22 protein-coding genes are annotated in these 22,208 nt (G+C 59.0%); 13 read left to right on the top strand and 9 right to left on the bottom strand.

Annotated features, from left to right (window positions below):
- Positions 1-12: 12 nt before the first annotated feature.
- Together AB4X18_RS14360 and AB4X18_RS14355 are read right to left on the bottom strand one after the other, a co-directional pair.
- On the bottom strand, positions 13-240 hold the full coding sequence (locus tag AB4X18_RS14360) for a hypothetical protein (RefSeq protein WP_432816738.1): 228 nt from the start codon (positions 238-240) through the stop codon (positions 13-15).
- Positions 237-2,093, bottom strand: a complete 1,857-nt coding sequence (locus AB4X18_RS14355) for a hypothetical protein (RefSeq protein WP_432816737.1) — start codon at positions 2,091-2,093, stop codon at positions 237-239. The genes AB4X18_RS14360 and AB4X18_RS14355 overlap by 4 nt, the downstream gene beginning before the upstream one ends.
- A 269-nt stretch (positions 2,094-2,362) precedes the next feature.
- Here AB4X18_RS14355 and AB4X18_RS14350 point away from each other — a divergent pair, with 269 nt between their 5' ends.
- Entirely contained in the window at positions 2,363-2,500 is a 138-nt protein-coding gene (locus tag AB4X18_RS14350) for a hypothetical protein (protein ID WP_370400733.1), read from the top strand.
- Positions 2,501-2,651: 151 nt separating this feature from the next.
- On the opposite strand, the gene AB4X18_RS14345 is transcribed toward AB4X18_RS14350, so the two are convergent.
- Entirely contained in the window at positions 2,652-3,359 is a 708-nt protein-coding gene (locus tag AB4X18_RS14345; RefSeq protein ID WP_432816736.1) for a hypothetical protein, read from the bottom strand.
- Positions 3,360-3,422: 63 nt separating this feature from the next.
- Between AB4X18_RS14345 and AB4X18_RS14340 the strand changes: the two genes are divergently transcribed.
- The 3 genes from AB4X18_RS14340 (at position 3,423) to AB4X18_RS14330 (ending at position 8,228) form a co-directional block, all read left to right on the top strand.
- Entirely contained in the window at positions 3,423-4,073 is a 651-nt protein-coding gene (locus AB4X18_RS14340) for a TetR/AcrR family transcriptional regulator (RefSeq protein WP_370400730.1), read from the top strand.
- A gap of 230 nt (positions 4,074-4,303) precedes the next feature.
- Entirely contained in the window at positions 4,304-6,502 is a 2,199-nt protein-coding gene (locus tag AB4X18_RS14335; RefSeq protein WP_370400729.1) for a mechanosensitive ion channel family protein, read from the top strand.
- A gap of 571 nt (positions 6,503-7,073) precedes the next feature.
- Complete coding sequence (locus tag AB4X18_RS14330; RefSeq protein ID WP_370400728.1) at positions 7,074-8,228, top strand: Hint domain-containing protein; 1,155 nt, start codon at positions 7,074-7,076, stop codon at positions 8,226-8,228.
- 243 nt (positions 8,229-8,471) lie between these two features.
- Here AB4X18_RS14330 and AB4X18_RS14325 read toward each other — a convergent pair whose 3' ends face one another.
- From AB4X18_RS14325 to AB4X18_RS14315, 3 genes are all read right to left on the bottom strand, one after another.
- On the bottom strand, positions 8,472-9,089 hold the full coding sequence (locus tag AB4X18_RS14325) for an SDR family oxidoreductase (RefSeq protein WP_370400727.1): 618 nt from the start codon (positions 9,087-9,089) through the stop codon (positions 8,472-8,474).
- 41 nt (positions 9,090-9,130) lie between these two features.
- Entirely contained in the window at positions 9,131-10,504 is a 1,374-nt protein-coding gene (locus AB4X18_RS14320; RefSeq protein ID WP_370400726.1) for an NAD-dependent succinate-semialdehyde dehydrogenase, read from the bottom strand.
- A gap of 184 nt (positions 10,505-10,688) precedes the next feature.
- Positions 10,689-11,360 carry a DUF6639 family protein gene (locus AB4X18_RS14315; RefSeq protein WP_432816735.1) on the bottom strand — a complete coding sequence of 224 codons (672 nt, stop codon included), beginning with the start codon at positions 11,358-11,360 and terminating at the stop codon, positions 10,689-10,691.
- 399 nt (positions 11,361-11,759) lie between these two features.
- On the opposite strand from AB4X18_RS14315, the gene AB4X18_RS14310 reads away from it, so the two are divergent.
- Positions 11,760-12,584, top strand: coding sequence for an alpha/beta fold hydrolase (locus tag AB4X18_RS14310; RefSeq protein WP_370400724.1), 825 nt, complete (start codon positions 11,760-11,762; stop codon positions 12,582-12,584).
- Between the two features lie 4 nt (positions 12,585-12,588).
- Here the strand turns inward: AB4X18_RS14310 and AB4X18_RS14305 are convergent, their stop codons facing one another.
- Positions 12,589-12,963: a hypothetical protein gene (locus tag AB4X18_RS14305; protein ID WP_432816734.1), complete on the bottom strand. Its 375-nt coding sequence runs from the start codon at positions 12,961-12,963 to the stop codon at positions 12,589-12,591.
- A gap of 210 nt (positions 12,964-13,173) precedes the next feature.
- Here AB4X18_RS14305 and fabB point away from each other — a divergent pair, with 210 nt between their 5' ends.
- Together fabB and AB4X18_RS14295 are read left to right on the top strand one after the other, a co-directional pair.
- A complete protein-coding gene (gene fabB / locus AB4X18_RS14300; protein ID WP_432816733.1) occupies positions 13,174-14,403 on the top strand; it encodes a beta-ketoacyl-ACP synthase I in 1,230 nt (409 codons plus the stop codon).
- Between the two features lie 9 nt (positions 14,404-14,412).
- Complete coding sequence (locus AB4X18_RS14295; RefSeq protein WP_370400722.1) at positions 14,413-15,204, top strand: enoyl-ACP reductase FabI; 792 nt, start codon at positions 14,413-14,415, stop codon at positions 15,202-15,204.
- Positions 15,205-15,500: 296 nt separating this feature from the next.
- On the opposite strand, the gene AB4X18_RS14290 is transcribed toward AB4X18_RS14295, so the two are convergent.
- Positions 15,501-16,616 (bottom strand): THUMP domain-containing class I SAM-dependent RNA methyltransferase, encoded by a 1,116-nt coding sequence (locus tag AB4X18_RS14290; RefSeq protein ID WP_370400721.1) that lies wholly within the window; start codon positions 16,614-16,616, stop codon positions 15,501-15,503.
- 104 nt (positions 16,617-16,720) lie between these two features.
- Here AB4X18_RS14290 and AB4X18_RS14285 point away from each other — a divergent pair, with 104 nt between their 5' ends.
- On the top strand, positions 16,721-17,095 hold the full coding sequence (locus AB4X18_RS14285) for a hypothetical protein (protein ID WP_370400720.1): 375 nt from the start codon (positions 16,721-16,723) through the stop codon (positions 17,093-17,095).
- A gap of 4 nt (positions 17,096-17,099) precedes the next feature.
- Here the strand turns inward: AB4X18_RS14285 and AB4X18_RS14280 are convergent, their stop codons facing one another.
- A complete protein-coding gene (locus tag AB4X18_RS14280; protein WP_370400719.1) occupies positions 17,100-17,534 on the bottom strand; it encodes an FKBP-type peptidyl-prolyl cis-trans isomerase in 435 nt (144 codons plus the stop codon).
- A 192-nt stretch (positions 17,535-17,726) separates the two neighbouring features.
- Here AB4X18_RS14280 and AB4X18_RS14275 point away from each other — a divergent pair, with 192 nt between their 5' ends.
- From AB4X18_RS14275 to pcaD, 5 genes are read left to right on the top strand one after another with little or no spacing between them, the layout of a single operon-like run.
- Positions 17,727-18,413, top strand: a complete 687-nt coding sequence (locus AB4X18_RS14275; protein ID WP_370400718.1) for a haloacid dehalogenase type II — start codon at positions 17,727-17,729, stop codon at positions 18,411-18,413.
- 1 nt (position 18,414) lies between these two features.
- Complete coding sequence (locus AB4X18_RS14270) at positions 18,415-19,239, top strand: alpha/beta fold hydrolase (RefSeq protein WP_370400717.1); 825 nt, start codon at positions 18,415-18,417, stop codon at positions 19,237-19,239.
- On the top strand, positions 19,236-20,207 hold the full coding sequence (locus tag AB4X18_RS14265; protein WP_370400716.1) for a threonine ammonia-lyase: 972 nt from the start codon (positions 19,236-19,238) through the stop codon (positions 20,205-20,207). The genes AB4X18_RS14270 and AB4X18_RS14265 overlap by 4 nt, the downstream gene beginning before the upstream one ends.
- The gene (locus AB4X18_RS14260; RefSeq protein ID WP_370400715.1) at positions 20,204-21,400 is read left to right on the top strand and encodes an endonuclease/exonuclease/phosphatase family protein; all 1,197 of its coding nucleotides are present in this window, start codon (positions 20,204-20,206) and stop codon (positions 21,398-21,400) included. The genes AB4X18_RS14265 and AB4X18_RS14260 overlap by 4 nt, the downstream gene beginning before the upstream one ends.
- Positions 21,400-22,188: a 3-oxoadipate enol-lactonase gene (gene pcaD / locus AB4X18_RS14255; protein ID WP_370402637.1), complete on the top strand. Its 789-nt coding sequence runs from the start codon at positions 21,400-21,402 to the stop codon at positions 22,186-22,188. The genes AB4X18_RS14260 and pcaD overlap by 1 nt, the downstream gene beginning before the upstream one ends.
- The last annotated feature ends 20 nt before the right edge of the window (positions 22,189-22,208 follow it).

Raw genomic sequence — 22,208 nt, 5'->3', positions numbered from 1 at the left:
CTGAGTGCGCAATCAGCCAATTTTGCCGTTATCGCCGACTTTGGTCGCAATCGGCAGGAACTTCAAAGCGCCATAAGGTGCAAGAATGCTTGGTTTTCCCGGTTTTCCACCGCTGCCAACCTTAGTGGCGAGTGGCAGAAACTTAAGTGCACCATAAGGCGCCAGAACAGAATTTTTCATAATATAACCCCCATCAAAATTGAAGATCTTAAGCTTAGACTCATCGTAAAAACCGATCAACTAAAACCTGGCTTTGCCTCTGATGGCATAGGAATGCCGTCCTCCAATGCCTTGATCAGTGCATCAATACGGTCAACCTGCAAGAATTGTTCGCGATCCAACGACGATCTCAGCGAATCGTTCACCCTTTGAACAGTGCTGACGCACAACATCGGCCTGCCGCGGTAAAGCACTTCATCGTCATGTATCACGACCACAATAGCTTCGCTCTGTGTATCATTCTGGAGCGCGGCCACACGTTCGAATAACCTCTCCGCATTCTTGAACCTGATCTCTTCGCCGTTCGCCCCAAGCGTTTGCTTGTGCGATGTCAGCATTGCCGAAACACCGTCCTGTTCAAGACGCGCACGATGTGCCTCTGCTTTCTCTGTCGCGGCAGCGTCGCCAATGTAGCAATGCACAGGCACACTGCCGCGCTGTTCGCTAAACATAGTCTCGATATATATCCGAGCGCTGTTGCTCCCGATTTCAGGCACAGAGTTCACTTCAGTGATGCAGGCTCCGGTCTCGTACCATGGCCGGGTGGGGTCGCTTGAGATGAGGTCCAGTCCCATGCTCTCGAGCCGGAACATCCGCGAGATACGTTCGGCCAGACGGCAGTTATCGGCATGAACTTCGTCCGTGATCGTCTCATTGTGACCGCCGTCTTCTGGCGTATTGACACGTCGAAGACAGACGATTTGCTCTGATGCCGGAACACTTTCAGGCTGCAGGTCCTGCTCTGCAAGGGTGTCCACAGCCTCTTTGTCCAGCGGAAAAGCCTTTTCGGCCTTGTATGCGACTTTCTTCGCCCGCGCAGTTTGTGCCTTTTCGATCAGTTGTGCGACAGTGCGTTCCCCGTCCCCCACCACCGCCTTTGGATGCCGGGTGAAAGCAAAGACGAACCGGTTGCGAAACGTCACCAAGCGATGGCAATGCCCCGGCACGCGTTCTTCGACTAGAACCCCCCTCGACCACTTCTGTGCTGCATCGAATGCAGTCCGCAACTGCTCATCATTCTCGATATCGACCGTTACACCCAGACTACGATCACGATCGCTTGGTTTGACGACCACCGGGTAATTGATCTGTCCAGCCGCATCGCGTGCCTTTTCAAAACTGATCACCCGAAACGAAGTCGGCGTCGGCACGCCATTCTGACGCAGCCACCTCAGGGTGTTCCATTTATCCTTGGCGTTGCGAACCCCGATTGTCGAATCTCCTTGCGTCAGGCTCCTCTCGACCAGGACCGCCATCGATCCGGTACCCAGCTGGTAAACCGATTCACCCAGATGCATGATCGGAACGCCTTGTTGAAAAGCAGCTTTCAACAAGTGGATGCAGTTCGGTCCGCTACGGCAAGCTCGTCTGATTGGCTCGATCACGGATTTTTCGAGCATCTCTGCCTGCTGCTTGATCTTTTCGAGCTTCGGCGAAGGTTTCGCGAACTCCAGCGTCAAGTTGAAAGCAGCCTCGTAAGCCAGCAGATAAACGCCTGCTGTCACGTTGTCGACAACCGGCACTGCCAGTTGGGCACTTCGGTTCTTGGTCGCGGCACGCGCAGGAAGAGCAAGAATCATTTCACGATCAAAGGCCGGTAGACCCGCGTCGATAAGTAACTGCTTGGCTAGCGCGCAGAATATTTCGACAAATTGGGTTTCGGTTTCAGCCAGCTTCCGGCCCGACAGATTGCGCGGAGCCATCACTTGTTCCGGCTCCAGCATCATGGAGTCGGTGAGAAAACCAAGCGCTGTATCGTGATCGAAAACGCGAAGGCGTGGCAGGTCCAATTGCAAAATGCGCCGGAACTGCCTGCTCCCTCTCCCAAAGCCAATGACGTCACTGCCAATCTTCAACCTGTGCTTGCCACCCAAAACCAACTTCCCCAACGGCTCAATTACAGTGCCCGAAGAACGATCAGATGACCTCTTCGCATTTGCGCTCGTCCCCAGACATCTACTTTTTATTATACAGTTTTGCACAAGGCGTCACGACCGGTCGAAATCATCAACACACCGGTTTGTCCGCGTCCCCGAATCTTGGCCTGCTGCGAGGCCCAATTAGCAAATGCGACGACGATGCTTCAGTCTGGACACTCCATCTGTGGTCGTTGAGCAATGCACGGGTACAGCACGGTGCATAGATGCCTGCCGAGAAGGAAATCAGGATGGCGCAACCAGAATTAGAACTGTTTGCTTTGAAAGCCCTCATTCAGCCGAAAACAAGGAATGACGGCTTCGTCCCGCGTTACAGTCATTTGCGGCTGATCCGCGCACCATGATCCTGACTGAAACCATCGGATGGGCGCTTGGAGCCCCAATTGTGAATTCAGGTTTCTCACCTTGCGTGCTCATGACAGGTGAGTTCCTGCCGGAACTCACTTATTCGTGGCGCATTGCGGCGGAGAAAGCGGCCATTACTCCGAACAATCCTTATGAGATAGCTCTGTCATACATCAGCCCACAAATCAGGCTACCCAGCGACGAGATAGGCATGCTCGCGAAAGCAAAGATAAACAGCCAGGAAGGGATCGCTTGATAGAAGCTCAGGATGAACAAGCCGGGGAAAAACAGAATCCAAGATGCGATGTGGGACCAGTAAAACGCGTTGAAAAAAAAGAATATTTTCTTCTTACTCGCGTCATTTCGGGTTTTCTTATTCGACGTAAGCAAGAATATAGCGCAAACAACTAGAACAGGCAGGCTGATCGCAACAGGTGTTCCACGTCCCGCCCCAAACAAAAAGATACCAACGCTCAACAGAAAGAACAGTAGCAAACCTTGCCCGTTCAAACGTATCACAGTTAAGGAAAAAACAATCAAAGCGATTGAGACACTGATCGCCAACAAGCCCAAGGCAAAAAAGGGAATACCTGTCAGTACCGAAAACACCGGGCTGCCTCTGGTGAGTGTATAGAACGCTGAGTTGGGCCAGTCGACAGGCAGTGCTTCGACGGAATGGCTCTCGACCAACATGGTGCCTTTGAGCAATTCTGCGCTACCGTGAAGAATGCCGACGATGCCAATAATAACACCGAACGTCATCAAACAGAGTTGCAGTCGACTGATCCTTTGAACTGTCACTGCGGCACCTCCCTTATGGACCGCGAGATAGTTGATGCGACTTTGCAAAAAATCCACTATATTGTACTGTACGGTAGCTAAAAGCTGGATCTGTAGACGAGTCAAGGTTTATTGTACTGAATGGTAGATAAAACAAATCCGCGCGGTCGAGGCCGCCCCAGAAAGTTCGACGCCGATGTTGTGTTGGACGAGGTGATCAATGCTTTCTGGGAGTTGGGATATGAGGCGGCAGATACGGAAACGCTTGCAAAGCGCACCGGTTTGACGAAGCCAAGTCTCTACAATGCGTTTGGGTCGAAAGAGGATCTCTTTGTTGCGGCGATCAACCGCTACCGGCAAACGCGCTCAAAGTCCTCGTTTGATGCCCTGATGCAAGCCGACACGCCGCAGGAAGGGATTAGGGACTACTTCCTGAACTTGGCAGAGAATGTCGCGGGAGAAGGCCACCCGTCCGGATGTCTCATCATGTCGGTGGCCTTGCCTACAAGAGATCGGTTGCAGAAGGTTGCAGCGATCTTTGACAAGATGCCCAAGGAAAGCCATGCGCGTTTGACCGAATATTTCGACGGACAAATCGGTTTGGGGAATTTACCCCAAGGTTTCAAAAGCGCCGATGCAATCGCGTTATTCCAGGACTTGGGCGCAGCCATGATCATGCAAGCCCGTGCCGGAGCCCCTTTGGAAGTCCTCAAGAACAAGGCAATCCGCAATACACAACTGGTCATGTTCGAGGGGGGCGCTCGAAGCGAGTCTGACATCTCAAGTCGATAGAATTTCATTTTGTACCGTTCAGTAGAAATAATTTGACTCAATCTGCCTCCGATGATTTTGTACTCTTTGGTATAGTTATCATCAAATATGTGCTGTTTCGCAAAAGGGCACACGGAGGACAGGGTTTGACCACACTCATACGCCACGCACACATGACGGCAGCCGCTCTGTTGTGTATGCTTTTTTCTACATTTGTTTTCGCTTCTTTCGGGGCCGCACAAACCCTTCCGATGACGTCATCTGACACTGCTGAAAGCGACGTTGTTCTCCCACATCCGCTGACACCCGATGCAGTACGCGGGCTTGTGGCGCGCTTGTCTGATGGGGAGGTGCGCGACCTGCTTTTGCAACGGTTGGAAAGCGTTGCCGCCGCCCAAGGCGTTTCCAGCGGAGAGCCATCGCTTGGCGAAGCTCTTGGTGCGCTGGTGCAGGGGATGTATACGCCAGTGGCTGTTGCGGTCCAAAGGCTGCCAGTCCTGTTTTCCAGTCAGGTGGAGAGCTTTGGCACCTTCGCAGACAAGTTGGGACGTGACGGGTTGTTCAGGCTTTTCGGCGTCATGGCGCTTGCCATCGCAGCGGGTTTGGTCGTTGAGCGGCTCATCAACCGGTTGACCCAAGGCTGGCAAACGGGCCGTCATGAGACGCAAGCGGACAGTCTCGCAGCGACCCTGAGCTTCCTTTTCCGTCGTTTCTTGACTGAGATTCTCGGTCTGGTCGCCTTTGTCATGGTGATGGTGCCGATCACGCGGCTTTTGCTGTCCGGAAGTGAGCTGGAGATCGCGCGCTATTTCTTGACGGTCTTGGTGTTCCTCCCTCGGGTCGGAGCGGCGTTTTCCCGTTTCATGCTGGCACCCAACAAGCCCGAAGTGCGCATCGTCAACGTGGACAACTTTTGGGCGCGTTGGTTGCACCGCAGGCAAATTGCCCTGTTTGTGCTCATTTGCTTTTCTGGTTTCATCATCACGTTCAACAGTTTGAACGGTGTGGCCATGGGACAAACGCGGCTTGGGTTCTGGTTGAACGCTTCGGTGCATATCTTTGTTGCATACATCGTTTTCAGGTCCCGGCACGCGCTTGTCGGAATGATGCGTGGGCGCGATCCTGACATCACCCGTTTTGATGAGATCATCGCACGGGCCTACCCATGGTTCTGCATGGCAATCGCTTTGGTGACCTGGCTGATCGTAAATATCGTTGTCAGCCTGGAGAACTTTACGCTCCTGCAGCGCAACCCCCATTACATCACGATGTTCCTTTTGATCATGGCACCGGCACTGGACACAGCCGTGCGTGGCGTCGTGCGTCACGTCGTTCCGGCCATGCAAGGCGAAGGACGCGTCGCCGAACAGGCGCATTACGCGACCAAGCGCAGCTACATCCGCATTGGCCGTGTTCTAGTGACAGTTGCCGTCATCCTGATGATCGCCAATGCGTGGCAGATTGACCTGACCAATCTTGCGGCCGCTGGTGTTGGAACGCGCATAGCCGCGCGGCTGGTGGAATTCCTGGTGGCCATCGCATTCGGGTATCTTGTCTGGGAGCTGGTATCGCTCTGGATCAATCGCAAACTTGCAGCAGAGCAGACCGCCTTGGGCGACGGCGATGTTGAAGAATTCGGCGGCGACGGTGGTGGCGCGGGCGGATCGCGCCTGTCCACCGTGTTACCGTTGGTGCTCTTGACCGCGCGGATCGTGATTGTTGTGATCTTCAGCCTGCTGGCTCTTGGCAACATTGGTGTCGATACAACCCCTCTGTTGGCTGGTGCAGGGATCGCAGGTCTGGCCATCGGGTTTGGCGCGCAGAAGTTGGTGACGGACGTTGTCTCGGGTGTGTTTTTCCTTGTCGATGATGCCTTCCGCACGGGAGAGTACGTCGAAGTGGATGGAACGATGGGCACGGTAGAGAAAATCTCGATCCGTTCCATGCAGTTGCGCCACCACAAGGGGCCGGTACACACCATCCCTTATGGGGAAATTCCAAAACTGACGAACTACTCCCGCGACTGGGTGATCATGAAGCTGAAATTCACTGTGCCTTTCGACACCGACCCCAACAAGGTGAAAAAGATCTTCAAGAAGATCGGCCAGGAGATGCTGGAAATTCCCGAATTCCAAGATGACTTCCTACAGCCTTTCAAATCGCAGGGCGTGCTTGAGATTGACGATGTTGGCATGGTGATCCGGGGCAAGTTCACGGCCAAGCCGGGAACACAGTTCATGATCCGCAAGGAGATTTTCAACAGAGTATCAGCAGCCTTTGCCGAGAACGGCATCGACTTCGCTCGCCGCGAGGTGCGCGTGGCGCTGCCGGATACGGCGCAACGCGATGAGCTGACAGAGGAGGATAAGGCGGCGATTGCGGCAGCGGCAAGCCAAGCGGCGTCGGAACAGGCTGGAACACTGCCAGGTGGTTCGTCGGATGATCGCTAACGGCTTGGACCCGCCAAGTACGATCGCAAAGCGACCGGGTTGGATGGGGAAAGACCCGGATGTTTCTTACCGGGCAAATAAGGAGACTTCTGACAGGCCTGTCGACAACGGTCATTGAGAAATCTGATGCAGACCTCCGATTTGTCCGCGACTTTCGTGTTGATACACTTTGCGCCGCGTTGCGGTGAGTTGCTCGCTGCAGGTGCCAAGCGATACTGCGTCAGCGAAGACCGAAACTCCAAGGTCGGTTTCGTCCCGCGTTGCGGTCATTTGCGGCTGATCAGCGCATCATGATCCTGACTGAAACCACCGGATGATCGCTTTGAGCCCCCTAGTGTCCAAGATGCTGCCCGATAGCGAATGGCGGCTTCTGTTGGGGGCGTTCATTGTCGTTTAGTTGGCCGCTATCTGGAACGGCCAAAGCCATTGAATTCTCGGTGGGGCCGATGCGGGGTCGTGCTTGTCCGAAATAGAAAGCTCTTCGAAAATTAAAGGTAAACGCTGTCTCGCCTTAAGTCAGCCGTTAAGTTGACGCTGCGATTGTTCAGGTTGAAAAGCCGAGGAAAAAACAATGGCAGCATACATCTCAGAAGTAGACTACGACGGTGGTGCGGCGGATAACTTTGTCGAGGTTGCCGTGGATGGTGGCACCGACGTGTCGGGCTACTCCCTTGTTGTTTATAAAAACGACGGAACCATCGACCAAACCTTGAACTTTGGTCCGGTTGTAAACACCATCGCTGGCACCGACGTCTATGTGTTCGATGACAGCGATCCAAATTTCCCTGACATCAAGAACGACGAAGCGATCGCTTTGGTTGACGACTCCGGCAACGTTATTCAGTTCATTTCGTTCAAAGACACAGTTACTGCTGTTGAAGGGCCTGCCAACGGTACTGATTCAACGCCTGTGGGAGAGCACAGTGGCAGCCAGCAATCTTTGCAGTCCAACGATGGCGGTGCATCTTACTTTACGGCTTCAAACAGTGATCCCGGCACCATCCCCTGCTATGCTCCCGGAACGCTGATCGAAACGCCGAAAGGCCCCCGGGCGGTCGAAGGATTGCGGGTCGGTGATCTGGTTACCACGGTAGATCATGGCCCCCAGACTATCCGTTGGGTGCGGCGTGGCAATCATCCTCTGGAAAGGGCTGAGTACAATGCAAAGCCCGTACTGATCGCCGCCGGGGCGCTTGGGTCGGGGCGTCCAATACAGGACCTCGTCGTCTCACCACATCACCGAATGTTTGTGGGTGGTAAGGGGCAACTGGATGGCTGGTTCAAGACAGAGGCCTTTGCCCCGGCGCAATCCCTGACAGGTTTGCGCGGCATTCGTAACATGAATGGCAAGCAATCCATCACCTGGATACATTTTGCCTGCGACCACCATGAGGTGGTCATTGCCAATGGATGCCTGTCGGAAAGCCTGCTGCTCGGGCCGATGGTGACAAACGGGCTTACGCGCACCGAACGTAAAGCCCTTACTGACATCTACGGGCCTGCACCCCCAGGCTGTGATGCCCTAAACGGTCTTGCGGCACGCGAATGCCTCAAGGTCGGTGAGGTGCGACGACATCTTGCAAAATGCCAAAAAGAAAAAGCGCAACGCACCGCGAAGGAAATCAGAAAATGGGATCGAGACCTGGCGATGGAAGAGTTTGAAGCTGCTCATTTGCGTGAGGCGGGGTCAGCCCCGAAGACACTCGACCTAAGCCTTGTTAGTTGAATTGACTGTTCAGGTCAGATGTCTTCGGGTCTGTTTCTGACGCTTTCACCGAGAGCGGCCATTGGCGCAAGTGCAGCGAAAGGGTGCTTTGTCCGCTTGGCTCACAACCATTACCCGCTCAAGAAAAAATCATCGGGAGCTATCGCTTGGTTTGACTGTGCAGGCCCAATGCGTTTGTCACAGGCGTGAAGCATTTATTGCAAAGGGCTGGCCGGTCTTGCTGCTCTCTCTTCGTCGGACTTCTCAAAGGGTCTGCATATCCACGGCGCGACCGTCAAGCGACCCGTCGACCGCAGCTTCGGCCAGTACCGCTGCCACATCGGCGCGGCGGGCCTTTGCCGATTTGTCGACCTTTTCACCCAGCTTGATATCGCCTGTCTTTGCATCATCCGTCAGCGCGACGGGGCGCAGGATGGCGTAGGTCAGGCCCGATTGCTTGAGGTGTTCATCGGCTGCATGCTTGGCCTCAAGATAATGGGCCAGTTGGCTGTCGGGGTCGGGATTGTCAGCACCCACTGAACTGAGCATGACAAAGCGTGCCACTTTCGCGTGACGTGCCCGGTCGATGAGGGTCTGTGCGCCATCGCGGTCCACCTTGTCGGTCATTTCCTTGTCGGTATCGCCACCCGAACCAGCGGCAAAGATGACGACATCCATGCCGTCGCAGACATCGTCCGCCAGATCGGTCAGGTCCGCCTTGCGCAGGTCGATACCCTGCGGCAACACGCCGAGGTCCGACCCTTCGCGCACCATTGCAGTCGGGTGTGCGCCCTTTTGTTGCAACTCCCGGACCAGGTGCTGGCCGGTTGCGCCGGTGGCGCCAGCCACAAGTACCTTCAGGGGTGTGTCTTGCGTATTCATTTTGTGTCCTTTCGTGAGGGTGTGCAGTCGATGCAGGGGGATCAGGGCAGAAAAACCGCCTTGGCGTTGACGAATTCCTTCATGCCGAAGCCGCCGTGTTCGCGGCCATAACCGCTGTCCTTCACGCCGCCGAATGGCATGTTGGGGTCCGCCGCACCGAAGGAATTGATGCGCACCATGCCGGTGTCGAAATGATCGCGCGCAAGTTTCAGCGCGTGGTCTTCATCCTTGCAGAATATACCGCCGCCCAGCCCATAGCGGCTGTCATTGGCGATGCGCATGGCATCTTCGTCGTCCTTGGCGCGGATCACGGCTGCCACGGGGCCGAAAATCTCATCATCATAGGCGGGCATGCCGGGGGTCACATCGCCCAGCACGGTTGCGGGATAATAGGCCCCCGTCCGATCCGGCACGTCACCACCGCAAAGCACCTTGGCCCCCTTCGCCACGCTTTTGTCGACCTGTTCCTTGACGGTATCGAACTGTTCATCGCTGGAAAGCGGGCCAAGTTGGGTATCATCGGCTGTCGGATCACCCAGCGTGATGCCTTTCATCTGCTCGACGAAGGCGCTGACAAAATCGTCATAAACCTTGTCGGCCACCACGAACCGCTTGGCCGAGACACAGGTCTCACCGTTGTTATAAAGCCGCCCCATGACGGAATACTTCACCGCCGTTTCAATGTCGGCGTTCTCCAGCACCAGATAGGCGTCGTTTGAGCCGAGCTCCAACACGGTTTTCTTCAACGCTTCGGCAGCCTTGGCACCGATGTGTCGGCCCGCACCGTCGCTGCCTGTCATGGTCACGCCACGCACCAGCTTATGTTCGATCAGCTTGTCGCTGACGTCATGGCCGATCAGGACGACCTTGAAGATATCCTCGGGCAGGCCGGCCTCGATGCAGAGGTCGCGCAAGCGCAGGCCGCTGCCCGTGCAAATCGATGCGTGTTTCAGAACGCAGCCATTGCCCGCCATCAGGTTGGCCGCCAGAACGCGCACGGGCTGGTAGAGCGGAAAATTCCAAGGCTGGATCGAATAGATCACGCCAATGGGCTGATAGGTGACGATACCGCGCTGGCCCTTGCCGTGGCTGCGTTCCTCATCCGCAAGTTTTTCGGGCCCATGCTCGGCGGTGTATTCGAAGATGGCCGCGCAAATCTCGACCTCGGTTGCGCCGTCTTTCAGCAGCTTGCCGGTTTCACGGGTCATCAGTTCGGCCAGTTCGTCGGAATGATCGCGCAGCTTCTGGGCGATTTTCTTCAGATAGGGCGCGCGTTCCTCGTGGGTCTTCTGGCGCCACTGCAAAAACGCGGCATGGCAGGCTTCGACCGCTTCGATCGCCTGTGCCTCTGACATCTTGTCGTAGGTCTGAATGGTTTCTCCGGTCGCCGGATTGATTGTTGTGATCGTGGACATGGGGCCTCCTGAATGTGGTTAGGAGGAGAACGGCCAGTGCGACGGTAAGTTCCATCATGGCGTGAAGCGCTGAGCTGCCCTTGGCTGCGCAAGTCGGTGCCGGACCATGGCTTGGCGTTTCAGGGAGAGATGAGAAAACCTGATTGGTCAGAGGCTTACCGCAAATACTATCCGGGGCCGCAGCCTAGAAACGCTCCGTATCAAGCAGGACCACACCTTTCACGATCTGGTCGATATAGCCGCATGGGTCGTCGCGCTGTGTGAAGTGTATCCAGGCTTTTTGGGCAAACCGGCCTGGGGCCATCAGATATACCATCATGCTCAGTTCATCGATGGATACCCGCCTGTCCAATCCGGCCTTTTCGCTGAATTGCGATTGCGCCACTGCGTCAAGTGACAAGACCTGCATCGCATAGGCAACATATTCGCTTGTCGCGATGCAGGTCTCAAACGGACAGGGCGTGCTGTCGAGTGCGGCATGCGCCAGTTCATGCACAACCACGCTTTGAAAATAACGCCCGGTATCCAGAGACGAAAAGGCGCCCTCCTCCTTGCGTCGGGATTGCATTTGCTTCGGGGCGAGGATTTCGATCCAATCCTCGCCGCAATGATAGACCGCGACGCAATGGGGCGACATGTCTTCGATTACATCTATGCGGATCGGGTCGGTGGGGAATGGCAGGTTGCATCGGGCAAACTGCGCAGCGGCGCGCCGGGATGCGGCGCATACGCTTTCTGCATCTGCCGAGTGTTCGGCATTCACCGTGATGTCAAGACCATCACAGCGTTGCTCACCTGAAAGCACCGGGAAGGCAAAACCAACCACCAGCGCGGTAATAAGCGCGCGTCTGAGCACAAGTCCCTCCATTCTGGCGATGAGAAAGCAGCTGGCAAGGCCTTTGGTCATCAAACCCGAACAACTTGAGAACATACCCTGCCCTGCCAGCGCTGTGCAGACGTCTCCCCCCGGATCAACGTCTACTTTCCAATTCTAGTAGCTGTTTCAAGGCTGCAATTGATCCATATCAACGGCAGGACAGCAAGTTGTTTCCTGCTTTGGTCCAGATGCCTTGATCCGCGTCACGGTGCGCGGCGGATCCATCTGAATGGGCGATCTGCCTCACGTGATTTACGGGACCGCAAATGATCAGATCCGCACTGGCGGGGATCAGCGCGATGCGCACGTCCCTTGACCCGTTCAATTCAATTGCCGATCCTCTGCCCTGTCCCCTTCCTGCCAAAGGAGCAGCAGGCCATGCCCCATCTTAACGCAAACGGTCGCCAGGTCGCCTATACCGACACAGGCAAAGGTCCTGAAACCATCGTCTTTTCCCACGGCTACCTGATGAACAGCCGCATGTTCGATCATCAGATCAGCGCCCTGAAGGATCGCTACCGCGTCATTGCCTTTGACCATCGCGGCCATGGGCAAAGCGCGCCCTGCCGCGCCCCGTTCGGGATCTATGATCTGGTCGATGATGCCGAAGCGCTGATCCGGGGGCTGACCGATCAGCCGGTGCATTTCGCCGGCATGTCCACGGGTGGGTTCGTGGGGCTGCGGCTGGTGCTGCGCAGCCCGGAGTTGATCCGCAGTCTGACCCTGATCGACACGGCGGCGGGAGCGGAAGATCCTGCCGCGCTCAAGCAATACAACCAACTGCTGTTTGCGGTGCGGTGGCTGGGCGTGCGGCCGCTTATGGGAAAGGTCATGCCGATCCTGATGGCGCAGCCTTTCCTGACTGATCCGGACAAGCGTGCGGATGTGGCGTTCTGGCGCGCTGAGATGAGCGCGCTGGACAAGCGGTCCATCCACAGGTTCGGCAAGGCGATCTTTTCACGCGATGACGTACTGGCGGATATGGCTGCCCTGGAGAACCCACCGCCGACCCAGATCATCGTTGGTGCGGATGACATCGCCACGCCCGTCGCGAAATCGCAGGCGATGGAAGCCGCGATCAAGGGCGCGCAGATGACCATCATCCCCGATGCAGGCCACACCAGCCCGATCGAGCAACCCGAATTGGTAACCGCTGCCATGACCCGGTTTCTGGAGGCGCAGCGCGCGGCTGAAAGCGCCTGAAAGTTCAGTTCCGGGGGAGTCGGGGCGCATAGCGCAGGCAGTTGTTCCCCTGATAGTCGCTTGCCACGACGCGGCCACCAGACAGGCTGGCGGTATAGGTGCAATAATCGTGGTCCATGATCCGACGATGCCCGACGATCCGCGCAAAACCATGTTCATCGTAGATATAGATCGGTTCGAAATAGACCTGTCGTTCGCTGTATTTCCAGATGGCGGTCTTGCTGTTCTGCAGATCCGGCGTGCCAATCGCGGCGCTGACCTGTACCAAGGATTTGCCGTTGAACTGGCTTTCCCGCGCGGCGCGTTCCTCCGGCGTTTCGCAGGCTGTCAGGGCCAGACACAGCATTACGGCAGCAAGGGCGCGGAAGACAGGCAGCATTGGACGGACACTCCATATCACTAAGCGGGCATCATCGCTGCGCAGGGCTGAAATTTCAAGCGGGGCTGCCGTGCTGCGGGCCGATGCGCTATCTGGTTGCGCCGTTGCGCCCCGCTGGCCTAAATAGGCCGCGATACATCAAAGGAGTGCGCCCATGTGCCGTGTCAAACCGAAGGTTTGCAGAATTGAAGGGTCACCGGAGGTTTGCAGATGAGACGAGTCGTCGTCACAGGGTTGGGCATCGTCTCATCCATCGGAAACAACGCTGAGGAAGTGCTTGCATCGCTCAAGGCCGGCACCAGCGGGATCGAGGCGAGCGAGGCGATGGCCGAACACGGCTTTCGCAGCCAGATCGCGGGCACGCTGAAGATTGATCTGTCCGAACATATCGACAAGCGCGCCTTGCGGTTCATGGGGCCCGGCGCGGGCTATGCCTATGTCGCGATGGGGCAGGCGATCGCAGATGCCGGGCTGGGCGAGGATGTCGTGTCGAACCCGCGCACCGGGTTGATTGCAGGCTCTGGCGGGCCGTCAACGTCGGCCATGAAGGCGGCGCATGACACGGTGGACAAGACCGGGGCGACCAAACGGATCGGACCCTTTGCGGTGCCCAAGTGCATGTCTTCGACCGTCAGCGCGAACCTTTCGACGGCCCACAAGATCAAGGGCATCAATTACTCAATCACCTCCGCCTGTTCGACGTCGTTGCATTGTATCGGGTCTGCGGCGGAGCAGATCATGCTGGGCAAGCAGGACGTGATGTTCGCAGGCGGCGGCGAGGAATTGGACTGGACGCTGTCGTGCCTCTTTGACGCCATGGGCGCGATGAGCAGCAAGTACAACGACGCGCCCAAGACGGCCAGCCGCGCCTTTGACGCCAACCGCGACGGCTTCGTGATCACCGGGGGCGGCGGCATCGTGGTGCTGGAAGACCTTGACCACGCATTGGCGCGCGGCGCGAAGATTTATGCCGAAGTGACCGGATTTGCAGCCACGTCGGATGGCCATGACATGGTCGCGCCTTCGGGTGAAGGCGGGCAGCGGGCGATGGAACTGGCCCTGGCCACCCTGCCTGAGGGGCGCAAGGTCAGCTATATCAACGCGCACGGCACGTCGACGCCCGTCGGCGACGTGGGCGAGATCGAAGCGGTGCGCCGGGTGTTCGGCCAGGGGTCAACCCCGCCGGTGAGTTCGACAAAAAGCATGACCGGCCACGGTCAGGGGGCAGCAGGCGCGATGGAGGCGATCTTCTGCCTGCTAATGCTGGAACATGATTTCATCACCCCGTCGATCAACGTCGAAACGCTGGACCCGGCGCTGGATCCCGGCGAGATCGCAACGAAGCTGGTTGAAAATGCCGGGCTGGATTCGGTGATGACGAATTCTTTCGGATTTGGCGGCACCAACGGGTCGATGATCCTGTCGAAATATCAGGGATAAGGGCGGGATATGTCAGAATTACTCAAAGGAAAACGCGGCCTCGTGATGGGCGTCGCGAACGAACGGTCGATCGCATGGGGCATCGCGCGGGCGATGGCCGGGGCCGGTGCGGAACTGGCCTTCACCTATCAGGGGGAAGCATTCGGGACGCGGCTGAAGCCGCTGGCCGAGAGCGTCGGCAGCGATTTCATGGTGGACGTGGACGTGACCGACGACGCATCGCTGGATGCCGCTTTCGAAGGGTTGGCCGCGCGATGGCCAACGATTGATTTCGTCGTGCATGCCATTGCCTTTTCGGACAAATCCGAACTGACGGGACGGTTCCTGAACACGTCGCGCGCCAATTTCAAGCATTCGATGGATATCTCCGCCTACAGCTTCATCGAGGTGGCGCGCCGCGCGCATCCCTTGATGGTGGAGAACGGCGGCACGCTGATGACGCTGACCTATCAGGGGTCCAACAAGGTTGTGCCGAATTATAACGTCATGGGCGTGGCCAAGGCGGCGTTGGAGAGTGCGACGCGTTATCTGGCCAACGATCTGGGGCCGGAAGGTATCCGCGTGAATGCAATCTCTCCCGGTCCGATGAAGACGCTGGCGGGGGCCGCGATTGGCGGGGCGCGCAAGACATACAAGCACACCGACATGAACGCGCCATTGCGCAGCAATGCGACGCTGGAGGCGGTGGGCGGCACGGCGGTGTATCTGGCGTCCGATGCAGGGGCCTGTACGACGGGGGAGATCATCCACGTCGATGGCGGGTTCCATGTATTGGGAATGCCGCAGGCGGAGTATCTCTGACCACGCGCGCCTTAGGGTGCGCATTTATTGCGCACCTTTGCGTGTGATTGGTCTGCGGGAATGGTGCGCATGAATGCGCACCCTACGGTTGGATAGTCGCCCGGAATCAAGGCTGCTTGCAGCCGCCGGGCAGCGTCAGCCCCTCCCACGGGCTGGCGCTTTGTCTGCCATCAGTGCATCCATCGATTGTGGAGAGTGTTTGGCGACCATAAAGTGACCCGAACAGCCGTCGCAAGCGCCACCCCAGGGGCTGCCAGCGCCCGCCGCGCGGTGCACGGACGCGCAATCGATTGGCATCACCCCAACACACCAGTCCGCCACAGCCACACCTTCATCCCCCCATGCGCCACGGGCGCACCCTTGGGCAGCCACGGCAAACCTGTCGCCTTGGCCAGACCGGGTTCGGACGTCACCATCCCCACGCGCCAGCCCTTAAAATGCGTCCGCATGGTCTGCCCGAATTCGCTGTAGATCGCATAAAGCAGCTTCTTGTTCCCGATCCGCGCACCATAGGGCGGATTGACAATGACCAGACCGGGTGGATCTTCAGGCGGGCGGGCGTCGGCGGCAGAGAGGTTCACAAAGGACGTCACCGCCCCCACCCCGGCCCGCGCCGCGTTCTCGGTCGCCATGCGCACAGCACCTGCGTCGCGGTCGGAGCCGAAGAAATGCGGCGGGCCGGTCACTTCCCCCGCCTCACGGCGCAGGGCGGCACAGGCGTCGGCATCAAAACTCGCCAGATCCTCAAAGCCGAAGCTGCGCGACCGCCCCGGTTGCAGGCCTGCCGCGATCTCGGCTGCTTCGATCACAAAGGTGCCCGATCCGCACATCGGGTCCACGACCGTCTGCGACCCGTCAAAGCCGCATTGCGCCAGGAACATCGACGCCATGCTCTCGCGCAGGGGGGCCTTGCCGACGGCCTGCTTGTGGCCGCGCTTGTGCAGGGGTTCGCCGCTTGCATCAAGGCTGATCACCACCTGGTTGTCGTCGATGCGCACCTTCACGACCAAAGTCGCATCGGCAGAAACCGTAATCCCGTGGCTCTCCTTCAGCGCGGTTTCGATCCGCTGGGTCGCGGCCTTGGCGTGATAGATTTTCGAAGCCTTGCAGGTCACCTGCACCTTCACCGGAACATCGGAGCGCAACACGTCCCCCCAGGGGAATTTGCGCGCCCGCTTGTCCAGCTGGGCCAAATGAAACGCCATGAAGGACCCCACGCGCACCAGTACGCGCACTGCGCCGCGCAATTCCAGATTGGCGCGCCAGACGTCCGGCCAACCGCCCGTTACGGTCACGCCACCGGGGGAAGATCGCGCGTCGGCAAAGCCTTTGGCCTGCGCTTCTGCCAGCAGCGGCGCTTCAAGCCCCGGCGCACAGACAAGGTAGATTTCATGGGGGGCTTCGGATGTCATGGCCCTTCCTTACGCGGCTGGGCGGAGACGTGCGAGGGGGGCGCGCACGAAAATTGCACCCTATGCGCCATGATTTCGCCCCGATCCGCCCCTAACGCTGGGTCATGGCTTTTGCAGATACATACCGCGAACAGGTGGTCCAGTCCCGGCAGGACCGTGCGCGCAAGGCGCTTTTCATGTCCCGCATCGTCGGCCTGATGCTGATGCTGCTGATCGGCTTCGTGTTGCGCGCCGAACCCGACCTGCGCGCCGCTTTGGCGGAGGCGGGCATGAACGGTATCGCAAAGATGACCGGCCGCGACGTGCCGACCCAGACAGCCAATGCCGCACCTGCGCAATCCGCCCTGCCCCGCGACCGGGTCAAGGTCAACCGGGGAGCCGTACCCAATGCCGAGACGGCCAGCCAAAGCCGCATCGACGCACAGGCGGAGGCCAAAGAACTGGGCCAGCGCCTGAAGGCGGTCAAGGTCGGCGACTAGAAATCTAGCCTTCCGCGATGGAGACCAGTTCGATGTCGAACTGCAGGTCCTTGCCCGCAAGAGGGTGATTGGCGTCCAGCGTGACGGTTGCTTCGTCCACTTCCACCACCATGACCGGCAGCGGCTGACCTTCGGGGGTCTGCATCTGAAGCTGGGTGCCGATCTCCAGCGGGATATCCGCGGGGATGCCTTCGCGCGGGATGCTCTGGCGCATTTCGGGGCGGATGGGGCCGTAGGCTTCGGCGCAGGCGATCTTGACCACCTTCTTGTCGCCCACTTCCATGCCCGGTATCGCCACATCAAGCCCCGGAATGATCATGCCCGAGCCGACTTCGAATTCCAGCGGGTCGCGCCCGTCTGAGCTGTCAAAGGTGGTGCCGTCGAGCAGCGTACCAGTGTAGTGAATGGCGACCTTATCGCCTGGCTTGACCTGCGTCATCGTCTCTCCAATTCGGGGGATGTAAGGGAAAAGAGGGGGCAGAGGCCGCGTATCTGCGCGGGTGCTCTGATGTCCGGCGCACCCTTTCAAAAGCAGCGTACGAAGTAAACCCCGACAGGAAAAGTGGTACAATTCTGCCCTTTTACACCTGCGCGCTGCGTGACAGTCTGCGCTTGAAAAAGGAGCGTATGCATGCCCATCACCACCTGCGTCTTTGACGCCTACGGCACCTTGTTCGATGTGGCCGCCGCCGCACGGCAAGCCGCGACAGAACCCGATTGCGTTGCTATCAGGGACGACTGGCCGCAACTGGCCGAACACTGGCGGCTCAAGCAATTGCAATATTCATGGCTGCGCGCCGTTGCCGGGGCGCATACCGATTTCTGGGAAGTCACGCAGAACGGGCTGGACTGGGCGCTGGAAAAGACCGGCCATGCGGGCGACGCCGTTCTGCGCGAACGCTTGCTGGCGCTTTATTGGGAATTGCAGGCCTATCCGGAGGTCCCCGACATGCTGGCGGCCCTGAAGGCAGGCGGCATGAACACCGCGATCCTGTCAAACGGGTCGCCGGAGATGCTGGCGGGGGCCGTGACCTCTGCCGGGCTTGAAGAGGTGCTGGATGTGTCGCTGTCGGTGCAAAGCGTCGGCATCTTCAAGCCGGACCAACGGGTCTATGATCTGGTGGGCGGGCATTTCGGCTGCGCCAAGGAGGACGTATTGTTCGTGTCCTCCAACGGCTGGGATGCGGCGGCGGCGACGGGCTATGGGTTCACGACCGCATGGGTGAACCGGAGCGGTGAACCGATGGACAGACTGCCATGGGAGCCTGCCCATGTGTTGCGTGATTTGACAGGTATTCCCAGACTGGCGGGGCTTTGACATGGCGACCTTTACCACATCCGACGGATTGACCCTTTATTACGAGGACGAAGGCGACGGCCTGCCCATCCTGTGCCTGCCCGGTCTGACCCGCACCACGGCGGATTTCGAATATGTCACCCCGCGTCTGGCAGGCAACAGGGTGATCCGCATGGATTACCGCGGGCGTGGCCGGTCCGAGTTCGATCCCACGTGGGAGAACTACAATGTGCAGGTCGAAGGCCGCGACGTGATGGAACTGCTGGCGCATCTGGGGCTGGACAAGGCGGCCATCCTTGGCACGTCGCGCGGGGGGATCATCGCGATGGGGTTGGCGGCACTGGCGAAGGATCACCTGCTTGGCGTGGCGCTCAATGACATTGGTCCGGCGCTTGACCCCAAGGGGATCGATTTCATCCTCGTCTACCTTGGTCGCAACCCGGCGGCCAAGACCCACGCAGAAGCCGCCGCCGCGTTGCAGCATGTCTTTTCCGATTTCAGGGACGTGCCGCCCGAACGCTGGCTGCGCGAGGCGCAGAAGAACTACACGGAGACCGAAAACGGCTTGCAGATCACCTATGACCCCAAACTGCGGGACGCTGTCGAGCAGGAGCGTGAAAAGCCGATGCCCGATCTGTGGCCCTTTTTCGACGCGATGGACGGATTACCACTGGCCTGCATCCGGGGCGCGAATTCGGGACTTTTCACGCAGGAGACGCTGAGCGAGATGCAGAAGCGTCGCCCGGACATGTTTGCCGCCGTCGTACCCGACCGGGGCCACGTGCCGTTTCTGGATGAGCCCGAAGCCGTTTCGGCCTTGCACAGATGGGTGGAGGCGATGAAATGAACATCGACATGATCCGCGCCGCAAACACGCGGTTGGAAGGGCATGTGCGGCGCACGCCGTTGCTGAATTCCTCTTTCCTGGACGACATCGCGGGCCGCCGCGTCTGGGTGAAACCGGAATGCCTGCAACACACCGGCAGCTTCAAGTTTCGCGGGGGGTGGTCGGCGCTGTCGGCGCTGGATGATGAAACCCGCGCGCGCGGTGTGATCGCGTTTTCATCGGGCAACCATGCGCAGGGGGTGGCGCTGGCTGCGAAGCTGCACGGCGTGCCAGCGGTGATCGTCATGCCATCGGACAGCCCCAAGTTGAAGATCGACAACACCCGCGCCTATGGGGCGGAAGTGGTGCTGTACGACCGCGCCACGGAAAGCCGCGAGGAGATCGGCGCGGACCTGAGCAAGGCGCGCGGCCTGACCCTGATCAAACCATTTGATGAGCCACAGGTGATCGCCGGACAAGGCACCTGCGGGCTGGAGATTGCCGCGCAGGCCGCTGCGCAGGGCATTGAAAAGGCAGATGTGCTGGTGTGCTGCGGCGGCGGCGGGCTGACCTCTGGCATTGCGCTGGCGCTGGAGGCGGACGCGCCGGGGCTGCGGGTGCGCCCGGTTGAGCCCGAAGGGTTTGACGATGTGGCCCGGTCGCTGCGTTCGGGCAGGATCGAACAGAACCCGCGGACCTCCGGCAACATCTGCGATGCGATCATTTCGCGGCAGCCGGGGGATATTACCTTTCCGATCATGCAGCGGCTTGTGGGCCCTGCCCTGCTGATTTCCGAGGATGAGGCGTTGCAGGCCATGGGCCATGCGTTCAACCGGCTGAAGGTCGTGGCCGAACCCGGCGGTGCGGCGGCGCTGGCGGCTGCACTTTTTCGCAAGGATCAGATCGAGGGCGAGAATGTGATCGTCACCCTTTCAGGCGGCAACGTAGACCCCGACATGTTCGCCCGCGCATTGGGAACGCTTGCATGACCCGCTTCACCATCGCCAGTTTCAACGTCAAGAACCTGATCGGGCCGGACAAGGAGTATTACAAGTTCCAGTCCTACACACCCGAGGAATACGCCTGGAAGGAAGACTGGCTGGCCGATCAGCTTTGTACGATGAACGCCGACATCGTCGGGTTCCAGGAGGTGTTCGAGGAAGACGCCCTGCGGGCCACGATCACCCGCGCCGATGCGTTGGGGCGGGCCAACAATGCGGCCAGCCTGCCGGGGCAGGACAAGCGGTATCGCCATCGCGCGATCTTTGACCGGCTGGCCTATCGCGACTACGGCGATGCCGCGCTGGTCTTTGCGCCCAATGTGCACGACGGCGCGGCCGGCAGCCGCCGTCCCGGCGTCGCGATACTGTCGCGCCTCGGGTTCGAAGGGCCGCCGGAGGTGCTTCAGACGCTGGAGACACCGCTTGTGATCCCGTTCCAGACCTTTGGCGCGGGCGACGGCGGATCCTATACCCTGCGCCAGCTCAGCCGACCCGTCCTGAAGGTCCGCGTGCCTGTCGGCGGCACGGTGGTGACAGTGTTCAACTGCCATCTGAAATCCAAACTGGGGGAGTTCATCCGTCCCGAAGGGGCGGACCATGCGCCCGAGGCCGACCTGACCCAGTATGACCCGCTGGGGCGCGCCATGGGGGCCGCCCGCGCCGCAATGCGCCGGATGGCCGAAGCATGGGTGCTGCGCCGCGCAATTGTGCAGGAATTGAAGCAGGATCGCCCTGTCATCGTGCTGGGTGATTTCAACGATACCGAAACCTCTGTCAGTTCGGAGATCATCCATGGGGAGGCGCCGTTCAAGAACTACGCATGGATGCTGCGCCATGACGCCGAACACCGCGGAGACCGCTATTCGGAAGACGAAAGCGCACAGATTTCCGAGGATATCGAGGCCGTGCGCCTGCATGCCGCCGAAAAGCTCTTCGTGCGCAGGTCGCTCCGCGATATGGTCTACACGGCGGCTTTCAACGGGGTGTATGAAAGCATCGACCAGATCCTGCTGTCGCGGCACTTCCTGCCCGATCACCGCAAATCGCGGGGCGAGATGATCTATTTCTCGGTGCTGAACGACCATCTGACCGACGGCAGCCATCCAGAGGCGCCCTACAACAAGCTGGCGTCGGATCATGGGCAGATCATGGCCACGATCGAGATGAAGGAGCAACGATGATGCAGATGTTTGATACCGGCGACGTGCAGTTGCATTATCGCGTCGACGGCGCGCAGGATGGCGCGCCGGTGGTTTTTGCGAACTCATTGGGGACCGATATGCGGCTTTGGGACCCGGTCCTGCCGCTGCTGCCGGAGGGCCTGCGGATCATTCGCTATGACAAGCGGGGGCATGGATTGTCGTCCTGCCCGCCTGCGCCCTACACCATGGGCGCGCTGGTCACGGATGTGGAACGGCTCCTGGATCATCTGGAGGTGAAGGACGCGCTTTTCGTGGGTCTGTCCATTGGCGGAATGATCGCGCAGGGGCTGGCGGTCAAGCGGCTGGATCTGATCCGCGCGATGGTGCTGTCCAATACCGGGGCCAAGATCGGGACACCCGAAATCTGGGCCGACCGGATCGCGGATGTGGAACGCGGCGGGATCGAACGTCTTGCGGATGCGGTGATGGAGCGGTGGTTCTCTGCCGATTTCCGCGCCACGCCGGAGTTGATGTTGTGGCGCAACATGCTGACGCGGCAGCCGGATGTGGGGTATGCGGGGTGTTCGGCGGCGATTTCCGGCACGGATTTCTTCACGACCACGGCCAGCCTGCGCCTGCCCGCGCTTGGGATCGCGGGATCGGAAGATGGCTCCACCCCGCCTGATCTGGTGCGCGAAACTGTCGAACTGATCCCCGGTGCGCAATTTCGACTGATCCGCAAGGCGGGCCATTTGCCCTGTGTGGAACAACCGCAGGAATACGCGGCCATCCTGTCAGAGTTCCTGCGCAGCACCGGCCACATCTGAGACCTTCAGGAAAGATCACC

It is taken from the genome of Sulfitobacter rhodophyticola (genome assembly GCF_041281685.2).
Taxonomy (GTDB): domain Bacteria; phylum Pseudomonadota; class Alphaproteobacteria; order Rhodobacterales; family Rhodobacteraceae; genus Sulfitobacter.
This window is presented reverse-complemented; position numbering and strand designations above follow the sequence as displayed.

Bases quoted from the DNA above. Each gene is read 5' to 3' on its own strand.
- AB4X18_RS14335 (WP_370400729.1), top strand. From the start codon at position 4,304: ATGACGTCATCTGACACTGCTGAAAGCGACGTTGTTCTCCCACATCCG.
- AB4X18_RS14285 (WP_370400720.1), top strand. From the start codon at position 16,721: ATGGCTTTTGCAGATACATACCGCGAACAGGTGGTCCAGTCCCGGCAG.
- AB4X18_RS14270 (WP_370400717.1), top strand. From the start codon at position 18,415: ATGGCGACCTTTACCACATCCGACGGATTGACCCTTTATTACGAGGAC.
- AB4X18_RS14350 (WP_370400733.1), top strand. From the start codon at position 2,363: ATGCCTGCCGAGAAGGAAATCAGGATGGCGCAACCAGAATTAGAACTG.
- AB4X18_RS14260 (WP_370400715.1), top strand. From the start codon at position 20,204: ATGACCCGCTTCACCATCGCCAGTTTCAACGTCAAGAACCTGATCGGG.
- AB4X18_RS14275 (WP_370400718.1), top strand. From the start codon at position 17,727: ATGCCCATCACCACCTGCGTCTTTGACGCCTACGGCACCTTGTTCGAT.
- AB4X18_RS14310 (WP_370400724.1), top strand. From the start codon at position 11,760: ATGCCCCATCTTAACGCAAACGGTCGCCAGGTCGCCTATACCGACACA.
- AB4X18_RS14265 (WP_370400716.1), top strand. From the start codon at position 19,236: ATGAACATCGACATGATCCGCGCCGCAAACACGCGGTTGGAAGGGCAT.
- AB4X18_RS14330 (WP_370400728.1), top strand. From the start codon at position 7,074: ATGGCAGCATACATCTCAGAAGTAGACTACGACGGTGGTGCGGCGGAT.
- pcaD (WP_370402637.1), top strand. From the start codon at position 21,400: ATGCAGATGTTTGATACCGGCGACGTGCAGTTGCATTATCGCGTCGAC.
- AB4X18_RS14295 (WP_370400722.1), top strand. From the start codon at position 14,413: ATGTCAGAATTACTCAAAGGAAAACGCGGCCTCGTGATGGGCGTCGCG.
- AB4X18_RS14280 (WP_370400719.1), bottom strand. From the start codon at position 17,534: ATGACGCAGGTCAAGCCAGGCGATAAGGTCGCCATTCACTACACTGGT.
- AB4X18_RS14320 (WP_370400726.1), bottom strand. From the start codon at position 10,504: ATGTCCACGATCACAACAATCAATCCGGCGACCGGAGAAACCATTCAG.
- AB4X18_RS14290 (WP_370400721.1), bottom strand. From the start codon at position 16,616: ATGACATCCGAAGCCCCCCATGAAATCTACCTTGTCTGTGCGCCGGGG.
- AB4X18_RS14325 (WP_370400727.1), bottom strand. From the start codon at position 9,089: ATGAATACGCAAGACACACCCCTGAAGGTACTTGTGGCTGGCGCCACC.
- AB4X18_RS14340 (WP_370400730.1), top strand. From the start codon at position 3,423: ATGGTAGATAAAACAAATCCGCGCGGTCGAGGCCGCCCCAGAAAGTTC.
- fabB (WP_432816733.1), top strand. From the start codon at position 13,174: ATGAGACGAGTCGTCGTCACAGGGTTGGGCATCGTCTCATCCATCGGA.
- AB4X18_RS14305 (WP_432816734.1), bottom strand. From the start codon at position 12,963: ATGCTGCCTGTCTTCCGCGCCCTTGCTGCCGTAATGCTGTGTCTGGCC.